The organism is Streptomyces avidinii, from assembly GCF_045161815.1.
In the GTDB taxonomy this organism is placed as follows: Bacteria; Actinomycetota; Actinomycetes; order Streptomycetales; family Streptomycetaceae; genus Streptomyces; species Streptomyces avidinii.
The window spans coordinates 5,688,522-5,700,484 of sequence record NZ_CP108863.1 but is presented as its reverse complement, the minus strand read 5'-3'; the positions used below and the strand labels follow the sequence as shown (position 1 = coordinate 5,700,484).

General features: G+C 71.4%; 7 protein-coding genes. 5 read left to right on the top strand and 2 right to left on the bottom strand.

Annotated elements, in window-relative coordinates; genetic code table 11:
• Positions 1-34 precede the first annotated feature (34 nt).
• Positions 35-2,593, top strand: a complete 2,559-nt coding sequence (gene pepN, locus OG373_RS25525; RefSeq protein WP_405440574.1) for an aminopeptidase N — start codon at positions 35-37, stop codon at positions 2,591-2,593.
• A 276-nt stretch (positions 2,594-2,869) separates the two neighbouring features.
• Positions 2,870-3,829, top strand: a complete 960-nt coding sequence (locus tag OG373_RS25520) for a hypothetical protein (RefSeq protein ID WP_405440572.1) — start codon at positions 2,870-2,872, stop codon at positions 3,827-3,829.
• Here OG373_RS25520 and OG373_RS25515 read toward each other — a convergent pair.
• On the bottom strand, positions 3,805-4,725 hold the full coding sequence (locus OG373_RS25515) for a pyridoxamine 5'-phosphate oxidase family protein (protein ID WP_405440570.1): 921 nt from the start codon (positions 4,723-4,725) through the stop codon (positions 3,805-3,807). The two genes, OG373_RS25520 and OG373_RS25515, sit on opposite strands and share 25 nt — an antisense overlap.
• Before the next feature lie 106 nt (positions 4,726-4,831).
• On the opposite strand from OG373_RS25515, the gene OG373_RS25510 reads away from it, so the two are divergent.
• Together OG373_RS25510 and OG373_RS25505 are read left to right on the top strand one after the other, a co-directional pair.
• Positions 4,832-5,392: a CGNR zinc finger domain-containing protein gene (locus OG373_RS25510; RefSeq protein WP_405440568.1), complete on the top strand. Its 561-nt coding sequence runs from the start codon at positions 4,832-4,834 to the stop codon at positions 5,390-5,392.
• A 273-nt stretch (positions 5,393-5,665) separates the two neighbouring features.
• Positions 5,666-8,989 carry a S8 family serine peptidase gene (locus tag OG373_RS25505; protein WP_405440566.1) on the top strand — a complete coding sequence of 1,108 codons (3,324 nt, stop codon included), beginning with the start codon at positions 5,666-5,668 and terminating at the stop codon, positions 8,987-8,989.
• A gap of 96 nt (positions 8,990-9,085) precedes the next feature.
• Here OG373_RS25505 and OG373_RS25500 read toward each other — a convergent pair whose 3' ends face one another.
• Positions 9,086-10,570 (bottom strand): M28 family metallopeptidase, encoded by a 1,485-nt coding sequence (locus OG373_RS25500; protein WP_405440565.1) that lies wholly within the window; start codon positions 10,568-10,570, stop codon positions 9,086-9,088.
• Positions 10,571-10,830: 260 nt separating this feature from the next.
• Between OG373_RS25500 and OG373_RS25495 the strand changes: the two genes are divergently transcribed.
• Positions 10,831-11,859, top strand: coding sequence for an aspartate-semialdehyde dehydrogenase (locus OG373_RS25495; RefSeq protein ID WP_405440563.1), 1,029 nt, complete (start codon positions 10,831-10,833; stop codon positions 11,857-11,859).
• Positions 11,860-11,963 lie beyond the last annotated feature (104 nt).

Sequence of the window (11,963 nt, the reverse complement as noted above, 5' to 3'; positions counted from 1 at the left end):
ACCCAAGAACGCGATCACGCACGAAGGAGTGCACGTGCCCGGAGAGAATCTGTCCCGCGAGGAGGCCCGCGAGCGGGCCGAGCTGCTGTCCGTCGACGGGTACGAGGTGGTCCTCGACATCAGGTCGGCGGTGGACGAGGCCGAACCGGCCGAGGGTCCGCGGACCTTCCGCTCGGTGACGACGATCCGCTTCCGGGCGGCGGCCGCCGGCTCCTCCACCTTCGCGGACCTGATCGCCCCTTCGGTGAACGCCGTGACCCTGAACGGGCGCGCGCTGGACGTGGCCGCGGTCTTCGACGGATCCCGGGTCGCCCTCGACGGCCTGGCCGCCGAGAACGTCCTCGTGGTGGACGCGAACTGCGCGTACAGCCGGACGGGCGAGGGCCTGCACCGCTTCGTCGACCCGGAGGACGGCGAGGTCTACCTCTACACCCAGTACGAGCCGGCCGACGCGCGGCGGGTGTACGCGAACTTCGAGCAGCCCGACCTCAAGGCCCCGTACCGCTTCGAGGTGACGGCCCCCGAGGGCTGGCAGGTGTGGAGCAACGGCGCGGAGGAGTCCCGCGAGGCGGGCGTGTGGCGGTTCGCCGAGACCGCGCCGATCTCCACGTACATCACCTGCGTGGTCGCGGGCCCCTACCACTACGTGACGGACTCCTACACCCGCGGGGACCTGACCATCCCGCTGGGCGCGATGTGCCGCAAGGGTCTGGCGAAGCACTTCGACGCCGATGACATCTTCCTCATCACCAAGCAGGGCTTCGATCTGTTCCACGAGCTCTTCGACTACCCGTACCCCTTCGGCAAGTACGACCAGGCCTTCGTGCCGGAGTACAACCTGGGCGCGATGGAGAACCCGGGGCTGGTGACCTTCCGCGAGGAGTACATCTTCCGCGGCAAGGTCACGCAGGCTTCGTACGAGGCGCGCGCGAACGTCATCCTGCACGAGATGGCGCACATGTGGTTCGGCGACCTGGTCACCATGAAGTGGTGGGACGACCTGTGGCTGAAGGAGTCCTTCGCCGACTTCATGGGCTCCTTCGGGCTGGTCGAGGCCACCCGTTTCGACCAGGCGTGGATCACCTTCGCCAACCGCCGCAAGTCATGGGCCTACCGGGCCGACCAGCTGCCGTCCACGCACCCGATCACGGCCGACATCCGTGACCTGGAGGACGCCAAGCTGAACTTCGACGGCATCACCTACGCCAAGGGTGCCTCGGTGCTCAAGCAGCTGGTCGCCTACGTGGGACGGGAGGCCTTCCTGGAGGGCGCCCGGCGCTACTTCAAGGCCAACGCCTACGGGAACACGACGCTCGACGACCTGCTGTCGGTGCTCGCCGAGGTCTCCGGGCGGGACATGGCCGAGTGGTCGCGGGCCTGGCTGCAGACGGCCGGGGTGAACGCGCTGACCCCGGTGCTCACCTACGACGCGGGCGGCCGCGTGACGGAACTGGCCGTCGTCCAGGAGGGCGACGAGCTGCGCCCGCACCGGGTCGCGGTGGGCCTGTACCGGCTGGAGTCCGACGGAGCCCTGGTCCGCTACGCCCGTGCCGACGCGGACGTGTCGGGCGCGCGGACGGTCGTCACGGAGCTGGCGGGCACGGAGCGGCCCGACCTGGTCCTGGTCAACGACGAGGACCTCACCTACTGCAAGATCCGCTTCGACGAGGGCTCCCTGGACACCCTGCGGGCCCACCTCGGCGACCTGACGGACCCGCTCGCGCGGGCACTGAGCTGGTCGGCGCTGTGGAACCTGACGCGCGACGGGCTGATGCCTGCGCGTGACTTCGTCTCGCTGGTACTGGCGCACGCGGGCCGGGAGACGGACGTCGGCGTCCTGCAGATGCTGCACGCGCAGGCGCTGTCCTCGGTCACCCACTACGCGGCCCCGGACTGGCGCGAGCAGGGCGGCCGGGAGCTCGCGGCGGGCGCGCTGCACGAACTGCGGGTCGCGGCGCCGGGGTCGGAGCACCAGCTGACCTGGGCCCGCTTCTTCGCGGCGAGCGCGGCGACGGAGGGCGACTTCCAGCTGCTGCTGGGGCTGCTGGAGGGGTCGGCGCGGATCGACGGGCTGGACGTGGACCAGGAACTGCGCTGGGACTTCCTGCTGCCGCTGGCCGCGCACGGGGCGGTGGACGAGGGGGTGCTCGCCGCCGAACTGGCGCGCGACGACACGGCCTCGGGCAAGCGGCACCAGGTGCGGTGCCTGGCGGCGCGGCCCTCGCAGGCGGTGAAGGACCAGGCGTGGGCGGCGGTGGTCGAGTCGGACGCGCTGTCCAACGCGCTGGTGGAGGCGACGATCGCGGGCATGCAGCAGTCCTCGCAGCGGGGCCTGCTGGCGGCCTACGCGGGGCGCTACTTCGAGGTGATCGAGCGGGTGTGGGCGGACCGGTCGATCCAGATCGGCATGGACGTGGTGAAGGGCCTGTACCCGTCACTGCAGGGTGACTCCGCCACGCTGGACGCCACCGACACCTGGCTCGCCGCCCACGCGGACGCGGCTCCGGCCCTGCGCCGCCTGGTGCTGGAGTCCCGGGACGACCTGGCCCGGGCCCTTGCCGCGCAGCGGTGCGACGCGGCGGCGGGCAACTAGCCCGCGGCGCCGTTGCCGGGGCTCCGCCCCGGACCCCGCGGCTCAAGCGCCGGCGAGGCTGGATCTTCCAGCCGTCCGGCGTTTGAGGACCGGGTCCGGGCAGAGCCCGGGGAACGGAGGAAGGGTGGGGCCGGGGCAGCTCCGCGCGGCGGTAGCCCGCACGGGCGCACCCCATCGGCAGTCGAACGCCCGTACTTTAGCCCCAGCTTGTCCGGATTTGTCGACGAGCGTGTAACAGGGGTTAGCAAGGCCATGGCCTGAGGGAATCACCGCGTCATGAACCACAACGCACCCCTCCCCCTCGCGCACCTCACCGGCAGCCGCCCCCGCGTGCTGACCCTCGCCCAGCTGCGCGAGCACGGCGTCACCGCCTCCGACGCCGCCGAGCGACCCTGGCAGCAGATCCTGCCCGGGGTGTTCCTCCTCCACTCCGGCCCGGCGACCAGCGAGGAGCGGCTGCACGCCGCACTGCTGTACGCGGGGCGACGCGGCGGCGAGGCCATGATCACCGGGCTGGCGGCGCTCGCCCTGTACCGGTTCGGCTCCGCGCCCGCACTGCTCGCCCTCTCGCACATCGACGTCCTGGTGCCCGGCACCCGGCGGCTGCGCTCCACCGGGGACGTGCGGATCGTACGGACGCACACGCCGCCGCGCTCCCAGGAGGTGACCGGGCTGCCGGTGGCGCCCGTCGCGCGGGCCGTCGCCGATGCCGTCACCCAGCTCTCCGACGCCGGCACCGTACGCCGCCTGCTGAGCGAGGCCGTCCGCGGCGGGCACTGCGAACCGGCCGCCGTCGTACGGGAGCTGACGGTGGCCCGGCTGCTGAACCGGCCGCACGTGGTCGACGCGGTCGAGTCGCTGCTCGCCGAGGGCCGGGCCATCGCCGAGGACCGGCTGTACCACGTCGTACGGGGCCACGAGCTTCCCGACCCCGTCTGGAACGTCGACCTGCGACTGCCCGGCGGCCCGCACCTCGGCGGGGTCGACGCGTACTGGCCCGAGCACTCCGTCGCCGTGGAGATCGACACCCGCGCCCCGCGCCAGGGCGAGGACGAGCAGTGGTCCGAGTCCGTGCGCAAGCGCGAGACGCTGGAGCGGCTCGGGGTGACCGTCATCCACATCACCCCGCGCAAGCTCCGCGACTGGCCCGAGCAGCAGGCGGCGGTCATCCGGACCGCCCTGACGGCCTCGGACGACCGGGAACCCGCCGCCTACCTGGTGGTCCTGCCCAGGTGAGGCGAGTACTCCGGGGTGCTCCAGAGCAGCCGCCCCGGGTGCAATGCCTCCACGACCGACTCCACCCGGAAGCGGGTGAGCCGGCTCCCGTCCGCCCCGAAATCCGTCCGGGCCCGGCCGCTGAGCTGCAGGACGGCCCCGCTCTCCCAGTCCGGGAAGAGCAGCCCGGCCCGCGCATCGGCGGTCAGGTTCCCCAGGGTCAGGAACATGGCGTTGCCCGCGTAGTCCGGCCAGGCCAGCTCGACCGGCGAGAGCACCTCCACGAAGCCCGGCAACCCGCCCCGGTGGCTGGCGTCGACCCCGTCCGCCTCCGCCGTGGTGGCGATGAAGAAGGTGTCGGCGCCGCGCACGCTCCGCTGCTGGCCGGGGGTCAGCGCGTCCCCGCGCCGTACGACACCCGCCCCCTGCCCGGCCAGTTCCAGCGGCTGCCGCCGCTGGATGTACTTCGGGCAGTTGGCGAAGACCTGCTCCGCCTCGACGGCGAAGCCCCGCCGCGTCTGCGCGAGGGTGCCGTTCAGCCGCATCCGGCGCCGGGTGCGCGGGTCGAGCGCGATGCTCCCCACCCGGGTCCCGGCCGTGGCCAGCGCCTCGGCGAGCGGGTCGCCCTCCGGTGGGCCGCCGGCGACCACCATCCGGTCCGGCCCGGTGGCCCGTACGAAACCGGGCGGTCCGGTGAGCAGGGAGGCCCACACCCGCCCCGCGCCGTCGGCGGCGCCGACGACCAGGTGCGGCTGGAGTCCCAGGAAGGCCGCGGCGACATCGCCGATGCCCGCGCCGATCGAGCGTCCGACGTGCTCGGCGAGGTCCCGTACGCCGACCCGCTCCTGCACGGCCAGCGCGCCCCAGTGGTACGCCCCGGAGGTCATGACGGTCCTTCCGCTGAGGAATGCACCCATCCAGATCTAACCTTCTAAATCTAGAATAAGAGGTTAGAATCGAGAGGTCAACCGCTCCCGTACCCTCAAGGGGTCAGCCGGGCGGTGGAAGAGGGGCAAGCGGGACATGACGGCGCTGGATCCACGACCCCTGACCGGCGAACCGGTCGCCCTCGACCTGCTCAACACCCGCTGGGTCGCCGACGGCGAACCGCTGGACCTCTTCGCCGGCGCGGCCGGGCTCACCCGGGTGCAGGGGCTCGCGGTCTGGCTGGAGAGCACCGGCCTGGCCGACCGCTTCCGCGCCGACGCCTCGACCCTCGTCCACCTGCTGACCGCCCGTGAGGCGCTGTCCCGCGCGGTCGCGGACCCGGCCGACGAGAGCGCCCGTACGCTGGTCGACGCCGTACTGGAGCACGGCCGCATCCGGGCCACCCTGACCGCCGAAGGCCCGGGCGAGCGGGCCGAGTTCGCCGACCCGGCCTGGGGTCCGGCCTGGACGGCCGCGCGCGACTACCTCGACCTGCTGGGCTCCGCGCCCGAGCGGATCCGCACCTGCGCGTCCGAGAGCTGCGTCCTGCGTTTCTTCGACGTCTCGCGCAACGGCACCCGGCGCTGGTGCTCGATGGCCGCCTGCGGAAACCGCGCTAAGGCCTCACGCCACTACGCGCGCACGCGCGAGCGCTGAGCGGACCGAATCTGTCACACCCGCACCGGGGCGCAGCCGCGTCCCGGCGCTGACACATGGCCACTAAGTCGATAAATAGACCCAGCAGACCTTGTGGTTCGCACCGCTGTGCCCCGGTTGGGCCGCGCTGGCGCATTGTTCGCGCTGGCGGAAGTGCGCCATGGCAGGTCTCGGTCAATGACAACCCTCCCCAAAGAGCAGTCACGTAGGCCAAGCTGACCGGTCATCCGGCACCGAAATCCGGACCGTATCTTTCACTTACCAGGGATGCTGATGACCCTCGAATCCCCCAGCTCCATATCCGGGGCCAGACGCGTCGCGCGCGTCGCGGCCGCGGCCGGTCTGGTCGCCGCCCTCGCGGCCACCGGCGCCGGGCCCGTCCTCGCGGCGCCCGGTGCGGACACTCCGGGCACCAACCCGGCCGTCAAGTCGGCGGAGCAGAAGCTCGGTTCGGCCGACGCGGAGCTCCTCCAGGAGGCGAAGGCCAAGGGTGACGCGAACGTCACCGTCATGGTCGCGACCGCCCCCGGCCAGACCAAGCAGGTGGCCGACCAGCTGGGCGCCGTCCAGGGCGCCTCGGTGGGCCAGACGTACGACAAGCTCGGCTACGTCCGCGCCACCCTGCCCACCGGCAAGGCGGACGCCGCCCTGAAGGCGGCCGCGAAGCTGTCCTCCGTGCACGGCATCGACCTGCGGCACGAGATCAAGCTGCCGGACCCGCGCCCCGACGCGGACCGTGAGGCCGGCGCGGTGAAGAAGACCGCGGCCGAGACCTACGCGGCGCCGGACAAGAACACCCCGGCGAAGAACCCGTACAACCCGTCCTTCGAGACGGGTGCGGTCGACTTCGTGCAGAACAACCCGCAGGCCGACGGCCGCGGCGTGACCATCGGCATCATGGACTCGGGCGTCGACCTCGGCCACCCGGCCCTGCAGAAGACCACCACCGGCGAGCGCAAGATCGTCGACTGGGTCACGGCGACCGACCCGATCACGGACAACGACGCCACCTGGCGCGCCCAGATCACCCCGGTCACCGCCGCCGGCGGCACCTTCACCGCGGGCGGCCAGAGCTGGAAGGCCCCGGAGGGCAGCTTCCAGTGGAGCCGCTTCAGCGAGTCGATCACCGCCACCGGTGACATGAAGGGCGACGTCAACCGGGACGGGGACACCACCGACCGGTTCGGCATGCTCTACGACGCGGCGGCCGGCACCGTCCGCGTCGACACCGACCAGGACGGCGACTTCACGAACAACGAGCCGATGAAGCCGTACAAGGACGGCTACCAGATCGGCTACTTCGGCACGGACAACCCGGCGACCGACGTCGCCGAGCGCATCCCGTTCGTGATCGAGATCCGCAAGGACGTCCCGATGGACCCGCTGGGCGGTGACTGGGTCGGCAAGAAGGCCGACTTCGTCAACGTCGGCATCATCGAGTCCGAGCACGGCACGCACGTCGCCGGCATCACCGCCGCCAACAGCCTCTTCGGCGGCAAGATGAACGGCGAGGCGCCCGGCGCCAAGCTCGTCTCCTCGCGCGCCTGCTCCTGGTCCGGCGGCTGCACCAACATCGCGCTGACCGAGGGCATGATCGACCTCGTCGTCAACCGCGGGGTGGACATCGTCAACATGTCGATCGGCGGCCTCCCGGCGCTGAACGACGGCAACAACGCGCGTTCCGAGCTCTACAAGAACCTCATCGACACCTACGGTGTCCAGCTCGTCATCTCGGCGGGCAACGAGGGTCCCGGCGTCAACACGATCGGCGACCCCGGTCTCGCGGACAAGGTCATCTCCGTGGGTGCCGCGGTCTCCAAGGAGACCTGGGCCGCCAACTACGGCTCCGGCGTGAGCAAGAAGTACAACATGTTCCCCTTCTCCTCGCGCGGTCCGCGTGAGGACGGCGGGTTCACGCCGACCATCACCGCCCCCGGTGCGGCCATCAACACCATCCAGACCTGGCTGCCGGGCGCCCCGGTGGCCGAGGCGGGTTACACCCTGCCGGCCGGCTACGGCATGCTCCAGGGCACCTCGATGTCCTCGCCGCAGGCGGCGGGCGCCAGCGCCCTGCTGATCTCGGCCGCGAAGCAGCAGGGCATCAAGCTGACCCCGGCCTCCCTGCGGGTCGCGCTCACCAGCAGCGCGAAGAAGATCGCCGACGTCCCGGCGCACGCCCAGGGCTCGGGTCTGATCGACGTCCCCGGCGCGTGGGAGTCCATCCAGCGCGACGCCAAGGCGAACGAGTTCACCGTCAAGGCGCCGGTCGACACCGCGATCGACCAGTTCCTGAAGACCCCGGGCTTCGGCACCGGCCTCTACGACCGCGAGGGCGGCCTCAAGGTCGGGCAGAAGAAGGTCTACGACGTCGTCGTCACCCGCACCACGGGCGTCAAGTACGGCACCCGGCACGACCTGAGCTGGCGCAACAACGACGGGACCTTCAAGGTCATCGGCGGCTACGACTACGTCACGCTGCCGCTGAACAAGCCCGTCACCATCAAGGTCGAGGCCAAGGCCACGTCGGCCGGCGTGCACAGCGGCATCCTGCAGCTGGACGACGAGACCACCGAGGGCATCGACAAGCAGATCCTGACGACGGTCGTCGCCTCGACCCCGCTGGCGAAGCCCTCGTTCACGCTGTCGGACACCTCCTCGGTGCAGCGCAACAGCCACAAGTCGTACTTCGTCACCGTCCCGCAGGGCGCCAAGACCCTTGAGGTCGCCCTCGGCGGTCTGCAGCCGGGCAGCCAGACCCGCTTCATCTCGATCCACCCGTACGGTCTGGGTGTCGAGGACAGCGCGACGACGCAGTGCTACCCGAACTACAACAACCCGGCGAACACCTGCCGCCCCGACCTGCGCTCCTACGCCGACCCGCAGCCGGGCGTCTGGGAGATCGAGGTCGAGTCGCGCCGTACGTCGCCGCTGCTGGACAACCCGTTCAAGCTGGACGTCTCCGTGCTCGGCGCGGCCTTCGACCCCGCGGTCAAGGTCCTGCCCGAGGTCAAGCAGGGCACCCCGGCGCCGGTCCAGTGGAGCGTCAAGAACGACGCCGCGGCCATCTCCGGCGGCAAGCTCAAGGGCGGCCCGCTCGGCTCCGCGAAGGTCGCCAAGCCGACCATCGCCACCGGTGAGACCCACACCACCGAGGTCACCATCGGCGAGGGCGTCTCCCGCCTCGACATCGCCATCGGCAAGACGTCCGACACGGGCGCCGACCTCGACCTGGACGTGTTCAAGGACGGCGTCAAGGTCGGCACCTCCGCCGACGGCGACTCCGAGGAGGCCGTGAGCCTCGTCAACCCGGCCGCGGGCACCTACACCATCGAGGTGCTGGGCTACGCGGTCCCGTCCGGTTCCACCACGTACGACTACCGCGACGTGTTCTTCTCGACCGCTCTGGGCTCCGTCCAGGTCGACGAGGCGGCCGCGGTGAACCTCGCCAACGGCGCCACCGCGCAGGTCTCGGCGAACGTCCTGGTCAGCAGCGCGGCCCCCGAGGGCCGTCAGTTCTTCGGCCAGGTCCAGCTGCTCAACGCCCGCGGCACCGCCGCCGGCACCGGCAGCGTGCAGATCGAGAAGGTCCTCCCGTAGGACCCCGCAGTACGGAACCCGAGGGGGCGGCGCTCTGACGAGCACCGCCCCCTCGGGCCGTTCCCCGAAACGTCCCCCCGAACGTTCCCCCGGGTCCTACGGCCTGCCGAGCGAGCGCAGCGACTCGGCGTAGGTGCCGACCGCGTGCGCGATCACGTCCAGGTTGATGTCGAAGACCCCCAGGTCCAGGTTCTTCAGGTCGTCCCCGGCCCCGTGGTAGTTCGGGTCGTACGGGGCCCCGGCCGTGCCGCCGTAGCGCCCCGCCTGCTCGGCGGTCTTGATGCCCTCGGCGCCGGTGAAGGTGCCGCCCGCCGGGATGCCGTTCGCGATGAACGGGCCGTAGTCGGAGCGGCCGTCGAAGTCACTGCCCTCGTGCGGCTTGCCCTTGCGGTCGAGGAAGCCGTTGATCAGCGCCTCGATCTGCGCCGAGCCCGCCGGTCCCGCGCCCGCACCGGTCCTGTCCGAGTCGTCCCCGTCGTAGACGAACTGCACCGGGTTCGGCGAGGCGATCATGTCGAAGTTCAGGTAGAGCGCGATGTCCTTCTTCTGCTTCTCGGACAGCTGCGCGACGTAGTGCTCCGAGCCCAGCAGGCCCAGCTCCTCCGCCGACCACCAGCCGAAGCGCACCTTGTTGGCGGGCCCCTTGCCCTTCTTGTTGGCGCCCTCGTCCGCGAGCCTGAGGGCCACCTCCAGCAGCCCGGCCGAGCCGGAGCCGTTGTCGTTGATGCCGGGGCCCTCCGGTACGGAGTCCAGGTGGGCGCCCAGGGTCACCACCCGGTCGGCGCGGCCGCCGCGGGTCTCGGCGATCACGTTGCGGGTGGTCTTCTTCTCGTGCTCCTGGTCGAGCTCCAGGCGTACGCTCACCTCGCCCGCGGCGGCGGCCGCGGCGAGCGCCTCGCCGTCGGCCAGCGTGATGCCGGCGCTCGGGATGATCCCCTCGGCGGGCGAGGAGAAGCCGCCGCGCACCGGGGTGGTGCCGCTGTGGTTGTAGACGATCACGCCGATCGCGCCGGCCTCGGCCGCGGCCCGCTGCTTCTCCACGAAGGTGCACGCGCCCCGCTTGACCAGGGCGATCTTCCCGGCGAAGGCGCCGGCCGGGTAGTCGTCGGCCGTGCAGCCGGGGGTCTCGTCGACCCGGGCGAGGGCGAGCGGCGCGACCAGACCGCCGGCCGGGGTGGACTTGGTGAAGGTGAAGGCGGCGGTGGCCAGCTCGCGGGAGTTCTGGCCGAGGACGGTGGTCCGCTCCGTCCTCGTGTGCGCCTCGTAGATGTCGAAGTCCTGGTACGAGACCTGGTACCCGGCCTTCTTGAGCGTGTCGTGGACGTAGGCGGCGGAGGCCGCGTGGCCCGGCGTACCGGCGGCGCGGTTGCCGCCGTTGGCGTCGGCGATCTGCTGGAACTTCTTCAGGTGGCGGTAGGCGCCCTTGGCGGTGACCTCCTCCACCAGCTCCTTGGCCAGCCGGCCCTCGCGCGGGTGGGCGGCCGCCGGAGCGGCGGTCAGCAGGACGGGTGCGGCGACGGCGACGGCCGCGAGGGCGGCGAACGCCGGTATGGACCGTCGGCGGTGGCGGATGGCGCGCACGGTGGATCTCCCCGAATCGGATGGTCGTTCTGCGGTCGGTCATGTCCGGAAAGCGGACACGACAGACCGGACGTTAACCGGCTCCGACCAGGCAAAACGGGTGCTCGGGAGCCCTGCAACACGCCCGCCACGAACTCGCCACAGGCGTTCACATTCAGGACACCGTCCGCACCTCGGACAATGGATTGGACAAGGCTCGTGGGGTCGAACGCATGATGGCTTCACGCGCGCCCGCGTCGTACGTACCAAAAGGAGTCACCGTGAGGGTCGGAATCGTCGGAGCCACCGGACAGGTCGGCGGAGTCATGCGCGGCATCCTCGCCGAGCGGAAGTTCCCGGTGGACGAGCTGCGGCTGTTCGCCTCGGCCCGTTCCGCGGGCTCCACCCTCGAATGGGAGGGCCGGGAGATCACCATCGAGGACGCCTCCGCGGCCGACTACTCGGGCCTGGACATCGTGCTGTTCTCGGCGGGCGGCGCCACCTCCCGCGCGCTGGCCGAGAAGGTCGCCTCCCAGGGCGCCGTCGTGATCGACAACTCCTCCGCCTGGCGCAGCCACCCGGAGGTCCCCCTCGTGGTCTCCGAGGTCAACCCGCACGCGATCAAGAACCGCCCCAAGGGCATCATCGCGAACCCGAACTGCACCACCATGGCCGCGATGCCGGTCCTGCGCCCGCTGCACGAGGAGGCCGGGCTGACCGCGATGGTCGCCACCACCTACCAGGCCGTCTCCGGCTCGGGCCTGGCCGGTGTGGCCGAGCTCAAGGGCCAGGCCTGCGCGGTCTCCGAGACCGCCGACCAGCTCACCTTCGACGGCGGGGCGGTGGACTTCCCGGAGCCGGCCGTCTACAAGCGCCCGATCGCCTACAACGTGGTCCCGCTCGCGGGCAACCTGGTCGACGACGGCTCCTTCGAGACCGACGAGGAGCAGAAGCTCCGCAACGAGTCCCGCAAGATCCTGGAGATCCCGGAGCTCAAGGTCTCCGGCACCTGCGTGCGCGTACCGGTCTTCTCCGGCCACTCCCTCCAGGTCAACGCCCGTTTCGCGAACCCGATCAGCGTCGAGCGCGCCTACGAGCTGCTGAAGGACGCCCCCGGCGTCGAGCTCTCGGAGATCCCGACCCCCCTGCAGGCGGCGGGCAAGGACGCCTCTTACGTGGGCCGCATCCGCGGCGACGAGACCGTGGACAACGGCCTCGCGCTGTTCCTCTCGAACGACAACCTCCGCAAGGGCGCGGCGCTGAACGCGGTGCAGATCGCCGAGCTCGTGGCCGAGGAGCTGCGGGGCTGATCCCGCTCGCCCGACGCGGGGGCGCCGCCGTCACGGCGGCGCCCCCGCGCGCGTTTTTTCGCCTGTGGATTACTCCGAGGCGGCGGCCGTGTCCGGATGGCAGG